The following is a 22,863-nucleotide window of genomic DNA, read 5'->3' as shown; positions in this document are numbered from 1 at the left end:
CGTTGCCTTCGCTTACGCTTGCGCCGCGGCGGTCTTTTTTGTTGTAAGCATTCAAATTTTATCCGTGATGGCGTTGACTTTTTCCGCGCGTGCTTTAGCGGAAGTGTTTTTTTCCACCTCATATTGAATTTCATCCGTCGGCTTGTGCGTCTGCTGCACGGCGTCCGCGAGTCGCGCTTTTTCCTCTTCGAGGTTGGTCGCCCAAGATTCTTTCAAGCGCAAATAGCTGCGCCGACGAATCCGCGCGTCGAGTTCGGTTTTCGCGAAGAGTTCCTGCGCTTTTTCCGGGAAAAGTTTTTCCAGCGCCGAGAAACGCACTTCGCCCATCAGGAAGTCGCAGAAATTTTCGGTCGGTTCGCGCGAATCGATCTGCATCGGGTTCAGTCCTTTTTTGATCCGGCTCGGGTCGAAACGGTAGTTGCACCAGTAGCCGCACGACACCGCGCGCCGTGATTCTTCCTGCGTCATGCCCATGCCGGCTTTCAAGCCGTGCGCGATGCAGGGCGAGTACGCGATGACCAATGACGGTCCGGGGTAGGCTTCCGCCTCCGCGATCGCTTTCAACGCTTGATTGCGGTTCGCGCCCATCGCGATTTGCGCCACGTAAATGTAACCGTAGCTCATCGCCATCATGCCGAGATCTTTTTTCCGCGATGTCTTGCCGCCCGCGGAGAATTTGGCGATCGCCGCCGTCGGCGTCGCTTTCGACGACTGACCGCCGGTGTTGGAGTAGACTTCCGTATCGAGCACGAGCACATTTACGTCATTGCCCGACGCGAGCACGTGATCCAAACCGCCGAAGCCGATATCATAGGCCCAGCCGTCGCCGCCGAAAATCCATTGCGAACGTTTGAGGAAGAAGTCGCGATACGAGCGCAATTTTTGCACATAGGGGTTGGTGTCGTCCCGCGCGTCCAAGAGCGCGATGACGCGGTCCGCCCGTTCGCGCGTGCCTTTACTTTCCATGTAATGAGCGCTCCAGTCTTCGAGCGCTTCGCACAGTTCCGGATCGTTGATCGCCGGACAGAAATCATCCACGATCGTGCGCAGACGTTCACGGATGGTGTCGTTGCCGGCGAACATGCCGAGACCGAATTCCGCGTTGTCTTCAAAGAGCGAGTTCGCCCACGCCGGACCGTTGCCGTCTTGGTTGGTCGTGTACGGCATCGACGGCGCGCTGGCGCCGTAAATGCTGGAACAGCCGGTGGCGTTCGCGATCAGCATGCGATCCCCGAAGAGTTGCGTGACGAGTTTAATGTACGGCGTTTCGCCGCAACCCGAGCAGGCGCCGGAAAATTCAAAATACGTCGGCTCGAACTGACTGCCTTTGACCGTTTCTTTTTTCATCGGGTTCGGTTTTTGCGGCAAGCTCATCGCGTAATCCCACAAGGGTTGTTTGTCGATTTCTTCTTCGATCGGTTTCATGACGAGCGCTTTGCCTTTGGCGGGGCAAACGTCGACGCAGTTGCCGCAGCCGTAGCAGTCTTCCTGCGAGATGACGATGCGGAACTTCATGCCGTTGGCGCCGACCGCGTCACGCACGATGAAGCCTTCCGGCGCGGCTTCCGCTTCTTCTTCCGTGGTTAAAATCGGACGAATCGTCGCGTGCGGGCAAACGAAGGCGCACTGGTTACATTGGATGCAGCGTTCCGGAATCCACTCCGGCACCATCGTGGCGGTCGCGCGTTTTTCGTATTGGCTCGTGCCGACCGGGAAGGTGCCGTCGGCGCGATCAATGAAGGTCGACACCGGCAAGTCGTCGCCCGCCTGTCGGTTCATCACGTCGCAAACCTCGCAGATAAAGCGCGGCCGCTGTTGTTTCGCGGCGGCTTGCGCGGGCGTGTCTTCCACGGCGTGCCGCCACGCGTCGGGCACGGGGATTTCAATCGGCGCGGCGACGCCGCGGTCAATCGCTTCAAAGTTCATCGCGACGATATCATCGCCCTTGTGACCGTAACTTTTCACGACGGAATCTTTCAGATGACGGACCGCGTCCTCCACCGGAATGACTTTCGTCAGCGCGAAGAACGCCGCCTGCATCAGCATGTTGATGCGACCGCCCAAACCGATCTCGCGCGCGATCGTCGCCGCGTCCATGATGTAAAATTTCGCGTGTTGCTTGGCGAGTTTGCGTTTCAGGAGCGCCGGCAGTTTCGCCTCGATTTCTTCCGGCGTCCATGTGCAGTTCAAAAGGAAGGTGCCGCCCTCTTTCAAACCGCGCAGTAAATCGTATTCATAGACATACGCCTGACGGTGACAGGCGATAAATGACGCGTTGCGAATGAGGTACGGTTTGCGCAAGGGCGTGTTGCCGAAACGTAAATGGGAAATCGTCACGCCGCCGGATTTTTTGGAATCGTACGCGAAATAAGCCTGCGCGAACATGTCCGTGTTGTCGCCGATGATTTTGATCGCGCTCTTGTTCGCGCCGACCGTGCCGTCCGAGCCGAAGCCCCAGAATTTGCAGGCGATATGCTCCGTTTTCTGCGCCTGTTCGACCGCGACGCGCGCGAGCGAAAGTTCCGTCACGTCATCGATGATGCCGAGCGTAAAACCGTGTTTCGGTTCGTCTTTCGTCAAATTATGGTACGCCGCCAAAATATCTTCCGGCAGCACGTCTTTGGAGCTCAAGCCGTAACGACCGCCGACCACGCGGATCGCGCGACCCGCGTGCGCGACTGCCGCCGCCACGTCCAAAAACAGCGGCTCGCCGAACGCGCCCGGCTCTTTGGTGCGATCCAGCACCGCGATTTTTTTGACCGACGCGGGGATCGCCGCCAGCAAATGCTTGATCGAAAACGGACGGTAGAGATGCACCGTGACCACGCCCACTTTTTCACCGCGGGCATGGAGCATATCCGCCGCTTCTTTAGCGACATCGCAGACGGATCCCATGCCGATCACGACACGTTCCGCGTCGGGCGCGCCGTAGTAATTGAAAAGTCGGTAATCGCGGCCTGTGATTTCATTAATCTTGCCCATGTATTTCTCGACGATTTCCGGAATCGCTTGGTAGTAGCGATTGGACGCTTCGCGATTTTGGAAATAAATATCCGGATTTTGCGCCGTGCCGCGCGTCACCGGCCGATCCGGGCTCAACGCCCGCGCCCGAAACGCGGCGAGCGCGTCCTGATTGACCAGACTCTCCAGCACTTCCTCATCGAGCACTTGAATTTTTTGGATTTCATGGCTGGTGCGGAAACCGTCAAAGAAATTGATGAACGGCAGACTGCCCTCCAGCGCGGATAAATGCGCGACCGCCGACAGATCCATGACTTCCTGCACGCCTTCTTCGCAAAGCATCGCGCAACCGGTCGCCCGCGCGGCCATCACGTCCTGATGATCGCCGAAGATGCTCAAACTGTGCGCCGCGAGCGACCGCGCCGCCACGTGCAGTACGGCCGGCAACAATTCGCCCGCCATTTTATACAGATTCGGAATCATGAGTAAAAGGCCCTGCGAAGCCGTGTATGTCGTGGTCAGCGCGCCCGCCTGCAAAGAGCCGTGCAGCATGCCCGCCGCGCCGCCTTCCGACTGCATCTCGACCACTTTCACCGGCCGACCGAACATGTTTTTCCGCCCGTTCGCCGCCCAATCATCGACCAGCTCCGCCATCGGCGAACTCGGCGTGATCGGGTAAATCCCCGCGACTTCCGTAAAGCAATACGAAACGTGCGCCGCCGCCGTGTTGCCGTCCATTGTTTTCCAGTTCATGTCCATGCCACCCTTCTGTTCTCCACTCATCTTGCCAATCGGGACGAAACAGTGTAAGATTAAGTCACGATATGAGTAAAACGCATACATATAATTGATTTTGCGCTTTGGAACATGTCGCTTTCCGCTTCATTTCCATTGTTTACTGAAATTATAGACGATTCTACTCAAACCAACAACCGCAGGAGGCAAGCATGGATTTTCATCATTTAAAATATTTCACGGAAGTCGCGCATCAGAAAAGCTTCAGCAAGGCCGCGCGGCATCTGCATATTTCGCAATCGGCCATCAGCCGCACCATCAAAGCGCTGGAAGAAGAGCTCGGCGTCGTGCTCTTTTTGCGCAACGCCAAAGCGGTCGAGTTGACGGACGCCGGAGCGATTTTTTTGAACCATGCCAAACGCAGCGTCTTTATTTTCGAACATTTGAAAAACGACTTTGAAAACGAATTCAAGCTCGAGCAGGGCTCCATTCATATCGGCTTGCCGCCGATTACCGATGCGCAGGTATTCGCGCATCTTTTGGGCGCGTTCAAACGCATGTACCCGCAAATCGACATCGAGCTCTACGAATACGGCTCCAAAAAAGTGGAAATCGCCGTGCAGGAAGGCTTGACCGATCTCGGCATTATCTGCACCGAACCGAAAAAAGATTACGAGTCCTTCTTCCTTTTGGAAGATCCGGTGTGCGTGCTGTTGCCGAAGGATCACCCGCTCGCGGACGCTGGCGATATTCCGCTCGCCGATCTCTCCAGCGACGGTTTCGTTCTTTATCGCGATGACTTCAACTTGCATGATGAAATCATCGCGAAGTGCAAAGCCGCGGACTTTACGCCGAAAATCGTCTTTGAAACCAGTCAGCGCGAACTCATGATTCAAACCGTCAGCGCCGGCTTGGGCATCGCGCTTTTGCCGAAACGTCTCTGCCCGTATAATAACCCCAATGTTTCCGTACACGTGCTCGCGGGACGACCGATCATTCATCGTCTTTACGTCATCTGGCGCAAAGGCCACTACCTCTCGCACGCCGCGAAATTGTGGCTCGACTTCGCGCAGGATCACATTCAAAAGGTCACCGTTAAATCGTCCCTTAAATAAAATGACTACCTACTCATTACGCCGTCGCCTGCAAGATTGGCGACACAAGGCAAGCCCGTGGTTGCGCCGCCCCGTCACTTGGCTGGTGCTGTTGGCGCTCGCGCTCGGCTACATCGTGAGCATCCAAAACGAACGCATCGAAGTGCTCACCGCGCGCGTCAATGAACTGTCGCAAACAGGGCCCGCGCGCCTTACCAATTTGGAATTCATCGTCAATGATCACACCGCACACTTGCGCACGCTGGATGTCAAAGTGTATCAGTTGCAAGCCGATCAGGCGGATCTCGACTGGCGGACCACGACCAACCGTTGGGATATTGATGAGAAAGTAAAATAAGCTCCCGTAAGGGAGCTTTTTTCTTGGACAAAACGGGGGAATTTTCCGCGCGGACAACAGACAGCAAGCATGACAGCCGCGGGCGTTGCTTTTTTCGCGCATAATAAAAGACCGCCGCGCATCGCGCGGCGGTCACCCCGTTCCCACCCATTGTCGAAATCAGTTCGTCGGTAGTCAACGTAAGTTGTCACTTTACTCATGTCAGCATCATGAAATCCCGTTACTTTGAAATGACAGTGGGATCAGTCTGCTATGTAAGTGGTTGAACTCGCCTTTCGACAATTACCGAAAAAATTATAACTCGACTTGCCAGTTCAGCGCCTGGATCGCCATATCCAACTCTCTGGCGTCTTTCGCGAGCGCGTCCGCCTTGTGTTCCGTCGCGGCGACATCAATCGTGCACACCCGTTTGATTTCCGATTTGGAGTAGCGTTCCACCTGACCTTCGCGGCCCATATCGGCGAACGAGCGGAAAAAGCCCGCCAAGCGAATCAATTCATCGCGTTTCGCCAACGCCTGCGCGATCGTCATGCCGTTTTCTAACCGCGTCGACGCGTTGGTCGCGTTGATGCGCTGCACCAGCTCGGTAATCGCTTGGGAAAGCGTCTCCAACTCCGGCATCAGCGCATTCGGATCTTCGACCGGTTCGTCACCATCCTGAACAATAATATTTTTTTGAATTCGCTCCGCGAGCTGACTCAATTTGCGATACATTTCCTTGCGCGTAATCAGCGCTTCGGCAAGTTTCATAATAGCTCCTTCCTTCGTAACGTCTTTTCTTCATTATACCATTCCCCGCTATGCCGCGTCGCTTGCCGTCTCACTTTTGCGCGCGCGCAAGACTTGCTGACGCGCCGCGGGGTCAGGCAACCAACGCACGACCAGCGCCGCCATGACGCCGACCGCCGCGATCACGTACATCGCGGCATAATCCCGTAACGATCCGCCAACATGCCCAAAAGCGGCACGATAATACCGCCGATCGTCGTACCCAAACCGAGCGTCACGCCCGCCGCGAAACCGATCTGCCGCGGCAAATATTCCTGCCCCAAAAGCACCATCAGACTGTACGGCGCGAACAGGAACAGACCGACCGGCACCAGCATCGCCAGCGCGAGCGGCGTCGAAGTCATTTGCAAAAAGATAAATAAAATCGGCACAAATCCTAAAAATCCCCGGCGGATAATTTTCAAATGCCCGTAGCGATCGCCCATTTGCCCGCCGACCAATGTCGCCACCGCGCCCGCGGTGAAGAAAATCGTCAGCGTCGCCGAGCTCAGCGCCTCCGATTCGCCTAACACATGTAAAAAGTACAGCGGCAAAAACGTATTCAAACCGAAAAACATCACGGCGCGCGCGAAAATGCCCAGCGTCAACTTACCGAAGGAAGGCCAATCGTCGTGCCATTCCTCATGCGCCGCGCCATGATGCGCCGGCAACGCCGCCAGCATGCGAAACGTCCCCTGCTCGCGCCACAAGCCGAGCGCCATCAAAACGCCCAACACCGCCATCACCAACGTGCCCGGCAAACCGAAGGTCAACACCGAGGCCGTCGCGATCACCGGACCGAGCGCGAAGCCGACATTCCCGCCCACCGAAAAAATACCGATCCCGCGGCCCTTGCGTTCTCCCGCCGCGTAATTCGCCAAGCGCGCCGCCTCCGGGTGAAACGCCGACACCCCCACGCCGCTCAACGCCACCGCGAAAAAGATCCACCAATACGAATCCAACACGCCGATCAGCGCCATCGCGCCGCCCGAAAGCAACACGCCCGCGGGCATCATCCAATGCCATGAATATTTGTCCGACATCCAACCGAACAGCGGCTGCAAAATCGACGACAAAAAATTCGCCGCGAACACCAATCCCGCCGCGGCCGCGTAACTCAAATCATGCGCGACGATCAAAAACGGCAACAACGCCGGCAGCGCCCCCTGACTTAAATCCGTAAACGCGTGGCCGGCGGAAATTAACCAAACATATCTCTCTTTCATCTTCTCACCTTTCAGTTTTACTTTTTATACATTTATCGTGCGAATGGCTCGCGCGCCATTTCACGCATAAAAAAAGACCGTCGGACGACGGCTTTTTTATTTGCGGAGCATCGCGGGCGCGGAATCGACCGTTTTCTCTTGCGGTTCATCCATGAAATTGAACCCTTCGATCACGACGCCCAAAGCCAAGCCGATACCCATTCCGGTGGCGAAGTCTTTCAGGCCGGCACCTACCGCCGCGCCAACGCAAAGTCCCATGGTTAAGCCGGAGCCGTAATGAACGATCGGTTCCGCGTGTTCATGATGATTGTCTTGCATCTTGCCACCTCCTCGGATGTATTTAACTTATATAAAAAATTTATATGTTGACGCTATGCTAATACAAATCGCCGCAAACGTCAAGTTTTTTCTTATTCCCTTGACGAAACGCGTATTCTTTTCACCTGTTTTCGCGCGCAAAAAAAGCGGCCACGCCGCTTTTTTTCCGATATGAAATACGAGCTCCATACTGCCGCGCCGCAAAATTCGCGTCGCCTGTCGACCGTCTGTCGCGCTACACCGAAAACCTGCCGTAGTATGGACCGCCCATGCAAAATGCAACGCGCTTCTCGCGTTTTTTTTATTTCATGCGCTTACCGAACTTACCTTGAAACGCGGCCGCCGCGCCCAGCGCCATACCGATCAACATGCCCTGCGACAAATCGCCCATGCCCGCGCCGATGATCAGACCGAACACCATGCCGGTGCCAATATACGCGCCCGCGCCCTTTTCATTTTGCGGTTCATTTGGCGTTTCGTTCTGCGGTTGTTTAGCTTCGCTCATAGGACCTCCTACGCCCGCGTCATCATCAGATACAATTCGATCGAAGAACCGATCACCACGCCGATGAACGCGCCCCAGCTGATTTGGTCAAAAAAGGTGCCCAAAATAAGCCCCGCACCAATGCAAGCCGCCAGCGCGACGCCGAACGGATAATTGTGGTACAGTCTGCGCGGTCGTTTGCGTTGCGCCATACCTCATCGCCTCCGCTGCGCGAAATAATCCACCCACGTGCCGATAAAAATCCCGATCGCGAGTCCCCACACGACTTCATCGAGTACGTACCCCAAGATAAACCCGAGCCCCATGCCGAGCGCGATCCCCATCCCATTCGGTAAATATTTTTTAGGTTGCGTCATAGCGCCATCTCCCATGACCTTATACCTTCATTATACGCGCAAGCTTGCTTCGTGACACGCCGCGACAAACCTGCTCCAAATAGTAGCATTACCTTCCTGCGCCATTACCAAAATGCTCCGCCGCTATATCGTCAAGTTGCTTTGCAATCTCGGAAAATTCCCGATTCAAATCCAGCGTCCGCACACTGATTTTATTCCCGCTCATCAGGTAGCTGTTGTCCGGCTGCAGTTCCTCGTCGGTCTTCGCATAGAGAAGCATACCCGACACGGAATGAGCTCCTTCGCCCATCGCCTTGTCCTTATTCTTGACATAGGTAAATATCTGGTACAAGTTAGGAGAATACAGCGTACGTGTATCGAAGCGTCCTGCTGCAAGTGTATGTGTGTAATACTTGGCATCAATGATGAGCACCGTTTCCCCCGACATGCTTTCCAGCATGATATCACTCTGCATCACCGGCAAAAATGTGCCCACGCCGTCATCCAGCGCCCACGGTATTTGTGCCGCGCGCGCCTTGAGCTCCGGATGCTCCCGGGTGTAATACGCAAGTATAAATTTCTCATATAGCCGGCTCATACGTTGGTCGTCCACAAACGAAGCCAGCTTATATTCCCCATCATCGGTGGTCAGCAACAGCCCCTCGAGCACCAACTGACAAATACTGAGAAGCACCCGATAACTTTGATTATTTCGCCGGAAATAAATGGCTGACCACGGAATCGTCGAAGGCTCAATTTCATCCACTCGGGAAAAGAAAAGCATCTCTTTTTTCAGGTCGTTTTTGTACTCCACTGCTACCTCGGCATGACGCAGCAAGATCATCACCGTGGTCTTCAGTACTTGGTTCAGCAGATTGTTTTCCGAGAGCTCGTCAAACTCACATGTCAGTCTCTGCTTTCTGCTAATTTTATTTTGAATGGTCCCCGGCAGATCAATTTTGCCGCGCAAATAAGGCAGGTCTTCTTTGCGGTTTATATATTCCCGATAAAGTCCCTGCTTCAGTTGCCGACCGATCCCTTTGGCAAGGATCGCCGCGAACAAATCATGGATATTGTCAAACGGTTCTGTCGCGATTTTATCATGATCCGTCGGCCGCAAAGTGGTGAAAGCATACGAGAGCATATAGTAAATGTTCTTGATGAATATGCTCTGCTCCTTACTCATTGAAATACTCCGTGCAGGATATTTCCCCAGCGTTGCAGCTCAGCGGTATCATCAAACCAGTACTCGCTAAGCATCGGCAAAATATCAAAGTCCACGATGCAACGCAACCATTCTTCCGTGCAGGTATCGTGACCACAGAAATAACTATGCCCAATGCAAAAGCCCTTGCCGAGTGACTCGTCCGATGCGATCTTCCGGTTCAGCTCTTGCACCTTCTCCACCAACGCATTAAAAGTCTCATTGTTCAAACGTTTCTGATACTGCAGGAAGCCCTCGGAATCAAAAGCCGGTTCCATTTCCAAAAAGCTGAAGCGACGCCGCAGCGCGTAATCAATCATCGCCAGACTGCGGTCAGCCGTGTTCATCATGCCGATGATATAAAGGTTCTTGGGTACCGCAAACGGCAGTCCGTTATAGGCAAGTGTCGTCTGGAAGCCGCGATAATCTTTTTCGATCAACATCAAAAGCTCGCCGAATATTTTGCTCATGTTGCCGCGGTTGATCTCATCAATGATAAAGAAATAATCCTTGTCCGGCTGATTGGCCGCCTGTCGGCAAAAGCGATAAAAAATTCCGTACTGGAGCTCGAAACCATTTTCCACCGGCTTATAGCCCATCATAAAATCTTCATACGAGTAATTTTGATGGAACTGAACAAATTCTATGCGGCTTTCGTCCTTTTCCCCCATCATCGAATAGGCCAGACGTTTCGCCGCAAAAGTCTTGCCCACCCCCGGCGCGCCCTGAAGAATGATATTTTTCTTGTTTTGGAGAACCGCTACAAGCTGATCATAGCGCTCTTTCGTCAGATACACTTCCGCCAGAAAATCGTCCTTTGTATAGGTGTCTTTTACTGTTACCGACGGCAGTGGGTTTTCATCACGAATGACATCCATAATGAAATCAAATTCGCCCTTCGTCAGTTGGAAAAGACTCCCCTGCGGATTGACAAAATACTCCATTTTGGCCAGCTCGGGGCACTCTTTCAGCGTCCGGTAATCAATGGGCGAGACGAGATCTTCCGTTTTTTCAAAATACAGTTTTTCGCCGTCCTGCGCGGCGCTGATTTTCGCAAGCGCGACGACCTGCTTGACCGGATTGGATTCATAGCCGATCACCATGTCACCGGCCTTGGCATCCAAAAAATTTTGGAACACGCGGCGCTTGTTTCCGTTCTCGTTATAGAGGGTGTACGCCTGCGCTTCACCCACCGCAATCCCGGAAAAACTCCAAATTTTCGGATTGGCATTGAGCCACCAGTAGCGAGGCTCCGCTTCCGCCTCTTGCGGGACGGCATACAGCGGCACCCGCGACAAGTCGACCTGATCCAGCGCTTGTGCCAGCTCGTCTCGAAACTTCCATATAAAATTGCCGGCCGCTTCCTTGCCTCCTTGCTTGCCGATATACAGCAGCGTCCACCAGCGGGAATGTTCAGTGTCGCGCTTTGATACCGGACAGCCGGTCTTCTTAGCAACTCTTTTCGCCAGACCTATCGAGACGCCATTATAAAACCACGGCGTTTCGCCGTACTTGACGGAAAGTTGCTTACAAGTCGCCTGTCCGCCGTAGTCTTTTATCCGCCGCATAACGGCAAGACTTTTCTCGGTAAATACCTTCTTATCGTTAAGTAATGCGACCCAGTCTGCCACCGTCAAACCGGGATCATAATCGGTAGGGTACCAGTCTCGCATCGAAACCGGTGTTGCGCCGGCCATTGGCGCGTAGTTGCGACGGATATAACGAGCGACATCCGCGGTCAGCGTCTTCAACTTCGGATCGGGATAGCATGTGTCCGTCAGCTGCGAGCGAAACAAATTCACAAGCTCTGTATCACGCTGCAACGCGTCGCAAATTTCATCATAAAACTTGATCGCATTGCGAATATTGGAGGCGTATGACCGCAGCTTGAAGGAATAGTTGCTCTCCAACACCTCCGCCGCGGCTTTCACTTCACCATATTGGTAGATATAGTACCGATCCGGGTAACGAAGCCACAAATACACACTGACCGCGCTTTCATTTTGGTAATGTTGCGCGGCGCCGTTCCCATACTTGGTAAGCAAAATCGCGGCCTGCTCCTTAAACGTCTTGATCCGGTCGTACACATCTTTACTCTCATCATAGAGCGCGATGAACATGGCGCGTACTTCTTCCGGAGCGGCCTTGGCAAGATCTTCTATCGTCCGGCGCGGGTAAAAATTTCGCGACGAAAGCAAATCCGACGTCGTATCCAAGGAACGATGCAGCATTTCCGCGAAATCTTCGACATTGACATCCCAATGCGTTTGAAACGTTTGGATCGCTTCCCACTTATATTTTTCATTCGCCCACATCTGCGGGATAAAATCCTGCGTATACTTTCCCAGTACCTCTTGCAGCTTTGCAGCGGCCAACATAATCGTTCCTCCTATGACCTTTCGTATATAGAAAGCTTGCTATCGTTCTTACTCCTACCGGTACGCAGCTCGCGCCGGTCTCCCTTGTCGAAAAATACGGAAAATCCTTCGCCCGCTTACGTCACGCGTTAAAATCATAGCGCCTCTCCCATGACCTTATTTCATTATACGCGCAAACAATGTATTCGTCGAAAGAATGAAAATTCGACGAATAACAAGAAATTATGCCGCAATGACAAATTCTCTTTTTTCTCCGTGAGTAAAAGCCCTATCTATTTTTCAAAAAAGCCGTAAGACCAAAAGCAGAGCGTTACGGCTTCACTTTTTTACTGTTGCCAATAACCGAAAAAGCTCTTTCTCCGAAAATAACTCCAACTCGATTTTGGCTTTTCTCAGACAGGTTGTCCCCCTTTATATCCACGACATTCATATAGCATGCTTGATAATTCATTATTAATAATGAGTTTAATCAAATATTCTTCGGTAATTACAAATTGGTCGCCTGTTTCTTTTACCTTAGTTGCCGTAACCTATTCATTATCAAAAGATGTATTCTAAAACCATAGATTATTTGATTTCTCATTTCTACAATACTATTAAATTTATTTTCAATTTTTACACCGCCCTATGTAATATATGTTATAATTATTCCAGGGAAAGCTAAGTCCATTTTAATTATGAAGAAAGAAGGCTTACTATGAAAAAAGAGAATTTACGATTACTTATGTGTGGAATCATTACAGGAAGTCTTTTAGGGCTATGTGGTAATACGTATGCTACTGCAGGTACTGCAGCTAATGGACTAATTGTTATTAGCGATGCACATACCACCAACAGCGGAAATGCTACTGTTAATTCTGGGCAAGGCAACATCGCTATTGGGCAGAAAGCAGATGCGACCACTGATAATAAAATAGGTGGCGCTATTGCTATTGGTTCACAATCTGACGCTAGTGATGTAGACGCAATTTCAATTGGTACCACTGCTGGCAGTAATTCAACCGGGATTCGCAATATTGCCATCGGTGGTGCGGCTGGTCAAAACATGACCGGTGGTGAAAATATAGCTATGGGTTTCCGATCAGGACAAAATATTGAATCCAACGAAAATATCGCCATTGGTATGTACGCTCTAAAAGACAATAAAAATAGCACGAATTCTTCGTTGGGATTCTGGGGAACCGGTCGCAGCACAGCAATTGGCACCGGTGCTTTAAGCAATGTAACCGGTGGAGCTAATACAGCTATCGGATCTAACGCCGGTCGATTCACAACTGGTGATGGTAACTTTTATGGCGGATTATTAGCCGGTTCTTATGCAGGCACTGCTAATGTCAGTGTATTTATTGGTAATCAAGTTGCACTAGGTGCAAAAGAAGCTAATTATAACAGCAGTATCCTTATTGGTAACGCTGCTAACCACAGTTTAAATGGCTCTTTCGATCACGTTGTTGGATTGGGTGGCAATACGAAGGTAACTGGTAACTATAGTACTTCTTTAGGTGGCAAAAGCACTGTGACCGCTGATTATGGTACTGCTCTTGGCGGTAAAAGCTCTGTTACAGCAGATTATGGTGTTGCTTTAGGTTCTAACTCCGTAGCAAATCGTACAGCCTTATCCTCCATTACATCCTCTTCCGTTATCAGCAATAGTAGTGCTGATACTAATACAGTGTATAGTATCCAAGGTGCCAACGAAAGTGAAAAGAACGCTATTGCGAACACTGTAAAAGGTTCCTATGGTGCCGTATCCGTTGGTACTGCAGATAGCACTCGTCAAATCACAAATATGGCCGCTGGCTCCAATGATAATGATGCTGTCAATGTAGCTCAATTAAAGGGTGTTTCCGGTGCAGTTAATCGATTAGAAAACCGAATCGATGGTATTGACAACCGAATCGATGGTATTGACAACCGAGTTGATGAACGTACCAATAAATCTGGCGCCAATGCTGCCGCCCTTGCCGGATTACATACCATTCAATACGACCCTGCTGAACCAACTCAATTCATGGCGGCAGTCGGTGGTTATCATGGCGAACACGCTGTTGCTTTAGGCCTGTCCCACTACTTAAAAGAAGATATATTACTTCACGCAGGCTTCTCTATCGGTACTGGTGATACTATGTACAACGTAGGATTTACTAAAAAATTTGGTACTTCCAATACTAAGGAGAATATTCCGGATCGTTATAAAGATGGTCCTATGAGCTCCATCTATGTTATGCAAGACGAAATCACAGAATTAAAAGCTCGTAATGCTGAATTAGAAGCCAAGGTTAACGTATTATTAGAAAAGCTTGCTACTAAACAGTAAATAAAGATTTTTCTCTACTACACATTCAAAAAAGGTTCTACAATGATTGAATAATCATTGTAGAACCTTTTTTCATTGATCTGCCACAACACTAATTAGTAAATTTACAGACAGTATAATAGTATTACCACCATGCTTACTTATGTCTATAGATAACACAAAATGGTATCCCAAATTTCTCCGCTTCTTCGCAAATCCGTTTAACTAGATAAGTATTGAGACAAACATATATACAAGATCCTTCTCCAATATGTTGCACATATAATGTGCTTTATTTACTTTTGCTTTTCCATTAATTCGTTATTTATCATATCTAAAGCAATGAGTTTTGAACAATTTTTTATAACTAAAAATCCTCATCCTTATCTCACTAGTATAACAATAAGACCTAAATATACCCGCTTAATTGCACTGCGAGTAAGTAATCTCATACCGATCACTCTCCCATCCTTAAAACCAAGCCGGTTCCGTGATATTTCCGATAATATCCTTCTACAATATTCATATTCCTCTACCCGCTACTGATGTATATACTTTCAAATCCCCATAACTACTCCAAAAAACGCAATACAAGCTACTACTACCGCCAATATGCCGCGAATATGTCTTTGCATTGCTTACTCTCCTAGCCTTGAAACTAAGCCGGTTCCGTGATATTTTCGATAATCTTCTTTCAGAATATAATTCGCTTCGTAAGAAGAAATCGCCATGCGCAAAAGCCGTAATATTTTTGCCGCCGATGACATCCTTATTTGGTGGCTCTGTTTATCCACCATACAATGTGGCGAATTTTTCGAACAAAAAAATACGCTCATGTTGATTTTGTTTTCTGCAGAGTTTGCGCGCGCAAAAAAAGACCTTAGAAATCAATCTAAGGTCTTTTTATTTATGCATCGGCATGATCTTCTTCAACACGCTTGGACAGTAAAGCCGCCGTTTCGATATGACGCTACGGCTCCTTATCCGTGTCGAATGTTGCGATCATTTGCGAATTTTTAACCAAGCGTATGGGACCTGAAAACTACCGTTTTTCTTTACGAGTTCACGAAAGCAAGTTAAAATTCAGCTCCTGCTTATTGTACAATCCCTATTTCCGGCGGCTTCACGACTCGTTCGACGGGAGAGTGCTTGCGGCGCGGACCGACTTTGCGAGCCGTGATGGAAACGTAAGCAAGGCTTCTCCGTGAACGTGCTTGTCAGTCTTGAGAAGTCGTTCTTTGCGCGAATTGTTCTTTTAAGCGCATGATGTTTGTCTCGATTTTCTTAATGACCGTTTCAAAGACCTCGTCCGGTTGGTCGGTAGGATCCAAAAGCTCCCAATTATCATCAAATGCTCTGCCCAAATACGGACACCCCTCAACGCATCCCATGGAGATGACCACATCCGGATTCGGAATGTCTTTGATCCGTTTTACATGCTGTGTTTTTTCCATATCAATGCCATACAGATTTTTCATAATCCGTACCGCATCCGGATTGATCTGCGATTTTGTTTCCGTTCCGGCGGAGTAACTCTCAAACACATCGGCTGCGAAATGCTTGCCCAGTGCCTCCGCGATCTGGCTGCGGCAAGAGTTATGGACGCAGATAAATGCGATTTTCTTTTTAGACAAGGAGCTTCTTCACTTCCTCCGCTTTCAATACTTTCCCCATCGATACTACCTTATCATTGACCACGAGTGCGGACATACTCATGACATGGCAGCTCATGATCTTCTCCGGATCGGTAATATACTCCACTTCCAGATCCGAGCCAATACTTTTGACCGCGTTTACCGCATTCTCGTATTGTCCGCGGCAGGACTTGCCACCGGAGCCCAGAACCTTGACTTCGTCTTATTTGCTATGCGAACAAGCATCAACATCACCGGAACCTCCGTCAATACTCCCACCGTTGTCGCAAGCGCCGCCGGCGATGTTGTTCCAAACAGTGCAATCGCCACCGCCACCGCCAATTCAAAGAAATTCGACGCGCCGATCATCCCTGCCGGCGCCGCAATGTCATGCGGTATTTTTAACAGCTTGCTCGCTCCATATGCAATGAAAAAGATCAAGAAAGTCTGCAAGATCAGCGGTACCGAAATCAATGCGATATGAATCGGGTTTGCGAGGATTACCTCCGCCTGTGAGCTGAAAATAATCACCAGTGTGAGCAGCAGGCCCGCTGTAGTGGCGTTGTCAAACTTATGGATAAAGGTTTTTTCAAAATATTCTTTCCCTTTGTTTCTGATAACTGCCAGTCTTGTCGCGATCCCCCCTAAAAGCGGAATGACCACAAATAGAAAAACACTTACGAAAAGCGTGCTGTAGGGAACTTCTACTTCGGAAACGCCTAAAAGAAATTTTACGATCGGAACAAAGGCCACCAGGATGATAAGATCGTTGGTTGCTACCTGTACCACGGTATATGCCGGATTACCCTTTGTCAGCGTGCTCCAAACAAAAACCATCGCGGTGCATGGCGCAGCACCGAGAAGAACGGCCCCCGCGAGGTATTGCGTTGCCAGTTCAGGGGGGATCAAGGCCTTGAATATAATAAACAAAAACAGATACGCGATCCCATACATGGTAAACGGTTTAATCAGCCAGTTTGTGATCCACGTAACGAATAAACCTTTCGGATTCTTTCCTACCTGTTTTACACTCCGGAAGTCCACTTTCATCATCATGGGATAGATCATCACCCAAATGAGGATGGCGATGGGGATAGAAATGCCGTCTACCTGCCATTGATCCAATGCGTTTGGTATCATCGGCAAAAAGTGTCCGATCAAAACACCTATGAACATGCAAAGAAGCACCCATACAGACAGGTATCTCTGAAATGTGTTGATTCCTTTTTCCTGTTTTTCCATAATTCACCTTCGTTAGTTTGATACATTTAAGTGTATCAATGTGTTTGATTTTCAAATAGGCAGTCCCGCGAGACTGCCTGTGTATTTTTAATCTGAGTTGGCTACTTGTTTTCACGCCCGCAAGCAATATTTTCGTTTGTTTCACAGTCGCATCTTGCGTAAAATGCGATCATATCCCGGAATGCCTGCACGCCTTTAGCCGAGATGGAGTAATAGATCCATCTGCCCTCTTTATAGTAATCAACAAGACCGCTGTTCGCAAGAATCTTCATATGATGAGAAAGAGTCGGTTGCGAGATATTGAGCTCTTCCAACAGATCACATCCGCACTTCTCCCCATGTTGGAGCGCAAGCATGATGGCAAGGCGGTTTTCATCCGTGAGCGCTTTCATTCTTTTGACATCTTCTCTGAGTCTCATGTTTCCCCCTCTACGAGATGGAAATATCATATTAAATATATTTACATTTGTCAATATATCGATACATTTTTTCAAATATTTCTTCGCTGATGCTATGTCGATGAAAAGAAACTTTTTCTGCCACCTGTCTCCGACGCACAACTGCTCCGACACCCGACTCGGTCGCGCAGCGCGCAACGTTCCTTGACCGGATTTCCGTATGGATAAGTTACCGCATGCCGCCTTTTATCGAATCGATGACAAATGTATCCGCTACCTAAAAGATTCCGTATGTCGGGCCGGTATGATGATTTCCCTTGGCTTTTGGCCAATAACGCCAACGTTTCGATATGGCTTGAGTGGTCAGTATGGATAAAATTCTAATTTTTTCAAAAACCATGTATGTGGAAATAGGTCTACTGATTACTTAATTATAAACCACTCCATCTTTTTCAGGATATTTTTATGATCCGGGTCTTCCCTATATATTAATTTGCTATAATGAAATTAGATATGAAAGGAGCTTGTCATGGACAAAATTTTGATCGGCAAAGGGAAAACGGAAAATTATATTCTTTTAAATAAAATCAATCGACACGGACTGATCAGCGGCGCTACCGGAACCGGCAAAACCGTCACTCTAAAGGTGCTTACGGAAGGTCTCTCTGACGCCGGTGTTCCGACCATTCTTGCGGATGTGAAGGGCGATCTTGCAAATATTTCAAAGCCCGGCGCGATGAATGACAAATTAAATGCAAGGCTTGAAGAACTTGGCATTCCTGATTTTGATTTTAAAAGTTATCCTGTGAATATGTGGGATGTCTACGGTGAAAAAGGTATTCCTCTTAGAGTTACTGTTTCTGAGATGGGTCCTCTTATGCTCGCAAATATTTTGGAGCTCAACGATACGCAGACCGGGGTTTTAAATATTATTTTCAAAGTTGCCGACAGCGAAGGTCTTCTGCTTATCGATTTAAAGGATCTTAAACAGGTGATCAATTTCGTCGGCGAAAATAAGGACGAAATCAGCAGGACCTACGGCAATGTGGCCGCTCAAAGTCTCTCTGCCATTTCCAGAAAACTTTTGTTTATTGAAGATGCCGGCGGCGATCTGTTCTTCGGCGAGCCTGCGATCGATATCGGCGACCTTATCAGAACAGATGCAAGCGGCAAGGGTGTGGTCAATATTTTAAATGCCACGAAGCTGATTTCAAATCCGCTTCTCTACTCCATGCTTCTTCTGTACTTGCTTTCGGAAATCTATGAAACTTTCCCCGAGGTTGGAGATTTAGACAGACCTAAGCTTGTCTTCTTCTTTGACGAAGCGCATTTACTCTTTAACAACACGCCAAAAGTTTTGCAGGATAAGATTATTCAAGTGGTTCGTCTCGTACGCAGTAAAGGAGTGGGCGTATTCTTCATCACGCAAAATCCTCTCGACGTGCCGGAATCCGTTTCGTCACAACTTTCCAACCGAATCGTCCATCAACTGAGGGCTTATTCCCCAAAGGAACTGAAGGCGATAAACGCTGTTGCCGACACATTCCGACAGGATGAATCCATGGATATCAAAGAAGAAATCATAAATCTTAGGACCGGTGAAGCATTGGTTTCATTTGCCGATGAAAGCGGCGCGCCAACCGTGGCAGACAAGGCGCTGATCCTTCCGCCCCACTCATCCTTTGCGACGCTAACCGACGAGGAATATAGATCCTTGGTTAATTCCTCGCTTCTTTATACAAAGTACAAGGAACCCATCGACAGAGAATCCGCCTACGAAGTTCTTTTAAAAAGAATCGAAAGAGAAAAATGGGAAGCTGAAAAAGAAAAATCAGAAGCCGAAAGACAGAAAGAACTTGAAGCGCAAAGAAAAGAACTTGAAAGAGCACAAAAGTCCGGCCGCAGCCAAAAGTCTTATATCGATAAAGGCATCGACTCCATGCTCGGCACCATTACGAGAACCATTGGTCGTGAAATCGCAAGAGGCTTCCTGGGTTCCATGATAAAAAGAAGATAAGATAAAAAAAGACCTTAGAAATCAATCTAGGGTCTTTTTATTTCAATAAATTCAATCTTTGCTTTTGGCAGAAGTATTATCCTATCTTGTATTCCTGTCATTGATGGGGATGTAAATTTAATACAAAGCCCTCTATTCACTTTTATCTTATCAACTAAACTTGATTCTATCACCTTTTCTTACATTGATATTTCAAGCTTTATAGTTATTGTGTGAAGATTTCTCCTATAACCTTTATATAAAGACAAATTTTAAATTTATTACTATATAACCTTCGAAACTTGCACAATAACCAATTTACATAAAATCACTTTTTAATTTTAGTCCTTGATTCTTAACATCATCTCAAAGTTTTAGCCCATTAAATCCATTGGATAAAAGTACAAAATAAAAATCGGTTGTAAATCAATGATAACCTTATAAATCGTACTGGGAAGAAATTGGAAAACAAACGCAACAATCGTTGCTTACATTTATTAAAAAGACTTGACCCATTTCGTTTACAAGAGTATACTTATTTTAAGTATACTCGTTTACATCTGTAGACAACAAGGAGAAAAGGAAAATGAGCACAATAGCACTTAATACTTATATCACAGATGCTGAATGGGAAGTCATGCGTGTAGTTTGGGCAAATGATCGAGTAACTAGTAAAAAAGTCATCTCCATATTGCAAGAAAAAATGGACTGGACACAATCTACTATCAAAACGATCTTAGGTCGATTAGTTGAAAAAGGCGTACTAAATACAGAGCAAGAAGGTAGAAAGTTTATTTACACTGCCAATATTGAAGAGAAAGAAGCCGTAAGAGATTATGCAGAAGATATTTTTAACCGTATTTGCAAAAAGAAAGTCGGAAATGTAATAGGAAGCATCATTGAAGATCATGTCTTAAGCTTCGATGATATAGATCGACTAGAAAAAATATTAGAGATAAAAAAATCTTTCGCAGTAGAAGAAGTGGATTGCGAGTGTCCAGAAGGACAATGCGAGTGTCATTTACATCATCATTAAGTATAAGGAGGAATTTAAAATGAATAATGACAACAGATATTCGTCCCATAGTCACCATGATTATGACGACATGGATAAGTTAAAACACGAGCATGGAATCACAGATGAACATGGAGACCATAAGAATCAACATCACGACCATCATGCTGGTCATGACCACAGCGGGCACAGTGGGCATGATCACGGCGGACACGGAGGGCATGAGCATCATAATCACGGAAACTTTAAAGAACTATTCTTAAAGTCATTGCCACTAGGAATCATTATTATGCTCTTATCCCCTATGTATGGATTTGAACTACCATTCCAGTTTACTTTTCCATATTCTGATATTGTAGTAGCTATTTTATCTACTATATTAATTATTTATGGTGGACGTCCATTCTATCAAGGTGCAGTTGACGAATTTAAACAAAAAGAACCTGGAATGATGGCACTCGTTTCTTTAGGTTTAAGTGTTTCATATTTATACAGTATTTATGCTGTGATCATTACCTACGTAACGGGTGAACACGTGATGGACTTTTTCTTTGAATTTGCTTCATTACTATTAATCATGTTATTAGGTCACTGGATTGAGATGAAAGCTATTGGAGAAGCAGGAGATGCACAAGCAGAATTGGCTAAGTTGGTGCCGAAAGATGCTCATGTTGTGTTAGAAGACGATTCCATTGAAACACGTCCAGTTGCTGACTTACAGGTAGGTGATTTAATTCGTGTTCAAGCCGGAGAAAATGTGCCAGCAGACGGAACTATCGAGCGTGGCGAATCACGTGTAAATGAAGCTCTTTTGACTGGAGAATCAAAAGCAGTTAAAAAAGGTCCTGGCGATGAAGTAATCGGAGGCTCAACCAATGGAGAAGGGGTTCTTTATATTAAAGTGAATGAGACAGGTGATCAATCCTTCATCTCTCAAGTTCAGAATTTAATCAGCCAAGCTCAAAGTCAGCCTTCCAGAGCAGAAAATATTGCTCAAAAGGTTGCAGGATGGCTCTTCTATATTGCGATCATTGTCGCACTAATAGCTTTTGTAGTGTGGATGATTATTGGAGATATCCCAACGGCAGTTACCTTTGCTATCACGACATTAGTTATCGCTTGTCCACATGCATTGGGTCTGGCTATTCCATTGGTCACCGCCCGTAGCACAAGCTTAGGAGCCAGTCGTGGGTTACTGGTGAAAGACCGCCAAGCCTTAGAAATAGCTCAAGATGCAGATGTGATGATTTTAGATAAAACGGGTACTTTAACAACTGGTGAGTTTAAAGTATTAGATGTAAAACTTCTTAATGACAAATATACAAAAGAGGAAATCATTGCCTTACTGGCAGGTATTGAAGGAGGATCTAGCCACCCGATTGCTCAATCAATTATAAGTTTCGCCGAGCAGCAAGATATACGTCCAGCATCTTTTGATTCTATTGATGTGATTTCCGGTGCTGGCGTAGAAGGCAAAGCAGGCGGGCATAGTTACCAATTAATCAGTCAAAAAGCCTACGGACGTAATCTGGATATGGATATTCCAAAAGGAGCAACTCTCAGTGTCTTAGTAGAAAACGATGATGCTATTGGTGCTGTAGCTTTAGGGGATGAATTAAAACCAACGAGCAAAGAGTTAATTAAAGTTCTTAAAAAGAACAATATTCAACCAATTATGGCAACAGGTGATAATGAAAAAGCAGCTCAAGGCGCGGCAGAAGATTTAGAGATTGAATATAGATCAAATCAATCTCCACAAGACAAATATGAGTTAGTAAAAACACTTAAAGAAGAAGGAAAAAAAGTTATCATGGTAGGTGACGGTGTCAATGATGCTCCTTCTCTTGCCTTGGCAGATGTTGGAATAGCGGTCGGTGCAGGAACTCAAGTGGCGTTGGATTCAGCTGATGTCATCTTGACTCAATCTGATCCAGGAGATATTGAATCATTTATTGAATTAGCACACAAAACAACTCGTAAAATGAAACAAAATCTCTTTTGGGGAGCCGGCTATAACTTTATAGCTATCCCTCTAGCTGCAGGAATTTTGGCTCCTATTGGTATCACATTAAGCCCTGCATTAGGAGCAATTCTAATGTCTGTGTCAACAGTCATCGTCGCCATTAATGCTACTTTATTAAGTTTAGATCCAAAAAATAACGTTTAACAGATCGAATGATTGAAACTCCTTAAAGTATCAAGATACAATAGTTTTACAGGAGAAAAAGAGATGTAAGTACTGGCTCTTTGTAAAATCGTGTTGGTAGAAGTAAACAATTTTTCTACCAACACGATTTTTAATTTATTATAGAACTGATTTCTTTTAAAATCCTAAAAGCCACCTATTTCAACACTTTTATAACTTGTTATTCTATTTTCTTGACAATAACGCCACCGTTT

At 47.6% G+C, this 22,863-nt stretch carries 20 protein-coding genes; 6 read left to right on the top strand and 14 right to left on the bottom strand.

Translation table 11 applies throughout. The annotated features are described in order from the left end of the window. Positions 1-51: 51 nt before the first annotated feature. On the bottom strand, positions 52-3,720 hold the full coding sequence (nifJ, locus tag HNR45_RS02690) for a pyruvate:ferredoxin (flavodoxin) oxidoreductase (protein WP_184327538.1): 3,669 nt from the start codon (positions 3,718-3,720) through the stop codon (positions 52-54). A gap of 188 nt (positions 3,721-3,908) precedes the next feature. Between nifJ and HNR45_RS02685 the strand changes: the two genes are divergently transcribed. Both HNR45_RS02685 and HNR45_RS02680 read left to right on the top strand, forming a co-directional pair. Next, positions 3,909-4,811: a LysR family transcriptional regulator gene (locus HNR45_RS02685; protein WP_159823075.1), complete on the top strand. Its 903-nt coding sequence runs from the start codon at positions 3,909-3,911 to the stop codon at positions 4,809-4,811. 1 nt (position 4,812) lies between these two features. Then, complete coding sequence (locus tag HNR45_RS02680) at positions 4,813-5,148, top strand: hypothetical protein (protein WP_159823076.1); 336 nt, start codon at positions 4,813-4,815, stop codon at positions 5,146-5,148. Between the two features lie 294 nt (positions 5,149-5,442). Here HNR45_RS02680 and HNR45_RS02675 read toward each other — a convergent pair whose 3' ends face one another. From HNR45_RS02675 to HNR45_RS02640, 9 genes are all read right to left on the bottom strand, one after another. Next, positions 5,443-5,898, bottom strand: a complete 456-nt coding sequence (locus HNR45_RS02675; protein ID WP_159823077.1) for a DIP1984 family protein — start codon at positions 5,896-5,898, stop codon at positions 5,443-5,445. Between the two features lie 48 nt (positions 5,899-5,946). Beyond that, entirely contained in the window at positions 5,947-6,069 is a 123-nt protein-coding gene (locus tag HNR45_RS07295) for a hypothetical protein (protein ID WP_260399113.1), read from the bottom strand. Continuing rightward, positions 6,060-7,142 (bottom strand): MFS transporter, encoded by a 1,083-nt coding sequence (locus HNR45_RS02670; protein ID WP_159823078.1) that lies wholly within the window; start codon positions 7,140-7,142, stop codon positions 6,060-6,062. Before HNR45_RS02670 ends, HNR45_RS07295 begins: the two co-directional genes overlap by 10 nt. Positions 7,143-7,238: 96 nt before the next feature. Then, entirely contained in the window at positions 7,239-7,460 is a 222-nt protein-coding gene (locus HNR45_RS02665; RefSeq protein WP_075939490.1) for a glycine zipper domain-containing protein, read from the bottom strand. 301 nt (positions 7,461-7,761) lie between these two features. After that, positions 7,762-7,965, bottom strand: a complete 204-nt coding sequence (locus HNR45_RS02660) for a hypothetical protein (protein WP_159823079.1) — start codon at positions 7,963-7,965, stop codon at positions 7,762-7,764. An 8-nt stretch (positions 7,966-7,973) separates the two neighbouring features. Next, positions 7,974-8,156, bottom strand: coding sequence for a hypothetical protein (locus HNR45_RS02655; protein ID WP_159823080.1), 183 nt, complete (start codon positions 8,154-8,156; stop codon positions 7,974-7,976). Positions 8,157-8,159: 3 nt separating this feature from the next. Then, positions 8,160-8,321, bottom strand: a complete 162-nt coding sequence (locus HNR45_RS02650) for a glycine zipper domain-containing protein (RefSeq protein WP_184327525.1) — start codon at positions 8,319-8,321, stop codon at positions 8,160-8,162. 88 nt (positions 8,322-8,409) lie between these two features. Further along, positions 8,410-9,486 carry a 5-methylcytosine-specific restriction endonuclease system specificity protein McrC gene (gene mcrC, locus HNR45_RS02645; protein WP_159823081.1) on the bottom strand — a complete coding sequence of 359 codons (1,077 nt, stop codon included), beginning with the start codon at positions 9,484-9,486 and terminating at the stop codon, positions 8,410-8,412. Further along, entirely contained in the window at positions 9,483-11,882 is a 2,400-nt protein-coding gene (locus HNR45_RS02640) for an AAA family ATPase (protein WP_159823082.1), read from the bottom strand. Before HNR45_RS02640 ends, mcrC begins: the two co-directional genes overlap by 4 nt. A 697-nt stretch (positions 11,883-12,579) precedes the next feature. Between HNR45_RS02640 and HNR45_RS02635 the strand changes: the two genes are divergently transcribed. Next, positions 12,580-14,199: a YadA C-terminal domain-containing protein gene (locus tag HNR45_RS02635; protein WP_159823083.1), complete on the top strand. Its 1,620-nt coding sequence runs from the start codon at positions 12,580-12,582 to the stop codon at positions 14,197-14,199. Positions 14,200-15,395: 1,196 nt separating this feature from the next. Here HNR45_RS02635 and HNR45_RS02630 read toward each other — a convergent pair. The 4 genes from HNR45_RS02630 to HNR45_RS02615 form a co-directional block, all read right to left on the bottom strand. Beyond that, positions 15,396-15,812 (bottom strand): arsenate reductase/protein-tyrosine-phosphatase family protein, encoded by a 417-nt coding sequence (locus HNR45_RS02630; protein ID WP_159823084.1) that lies wholly within the window; start codon positions 15,810-15,812, stop codon positions 15,396-15,398. Continuing rightward, positions 15,805-16,020 (bottom strand): thioredoxin family protein, encoded by a 216-nt coding sequence (locus tag HNR45_RS02625; protein ID WP_159823195.1) that lies wholly within the window; start codon positions 16,018-16,020, stop codon positions 15,805-15,807. The genes HNR45_RS02630 and HNR45_RS02625 overlap by 8 nt, the downstream gene beginning before the upstream one ends. Next, on the bottom strand, positions 15,972-17,054 hold the full coding sequence (arsB, locus tag HNR45_RS02620) for an ACR3 family arsenite efflux transporter (RefSeq protein ID WP_184327523.1): 1,083 nt from the start codon (positions 17,052-17,054) through the stop codon (positions 15,972-15,974). Before arsB ends, HNR45_RS02625 begins: the two co-directional genes overlap by 49 nt. A gap of 101 nt (positions 17,055-17,155) precedes the next feature. Next, positions 17,156-17,473, bottom strand: coding sequence for an ArsR/SmtB family transcription factor (locus tag HNR45_RS02615; protein WP_159823085.1), 318 nt, complete (start codon positions 17,471-17,473; stop codon positions 17,156-17,158). A 508-nt stretch (positions 17,474-17,981) separates the two neighbouring features. Here HNR45_RS02615 and HNR45_RS02610 point away from each other — a divergent pair. The 3 genes from HNR45_RS02610 to HNR45_RS02600 all read left to right on the top strand — a co-directional run bounded on the left by HNR45_RS02610 (position 17,982) and on the right by HNR45_RS02600 (position 22,630). Further along, entirely contained in the window at positions 17,982-19,469 is a 1,488-nt protein-coding gene (locus HNR45_RS02610; protein WP_159823086.1) for a helicase HerA-like domain-containing protein, read from the top strand. Between the two features lie 565 nt (positions 19,470-20,034). Further along, positions 20,035-20,484, top strand: a complete 450-nt coding sequence (locus HNR45_RS02605; RefSeq protein WP_159823087.1) for a CopY/TcrY family copper transport repressor — start codon at positions 20,035-20,037, stop codon at positions 20,482-20,484. A gap of 19 nt (positions 20,485-20,503) precedes the next feature. Beyond that, a complete protein-coding gene (locus HNR45_RS02600; RefSeq protein ID WP_159823088.1) occupies positions 20,504-22,630 on the top strand; it encodes a heavy metal translocating P-type ATPase in 2,127 nt (708 codons plus the stop codon). The last annotated feature ends 233 nt before the right edge of the window (positions 22,631-22,863 follow it).

The organism is Negativicoccus succinicivorans (genome assembly GCF_014207605.1).
GTDB lineage: Bacteria > Bacillota > Negativicutes > Veillonellales > Negativicoccaceae > Negativicoccus > Negativicoccus succinicivorans.
Note: the sequence above shows the minus strand (reverse complement) of the source record. Positions and strands in the feature narration are given on the sequence as shown.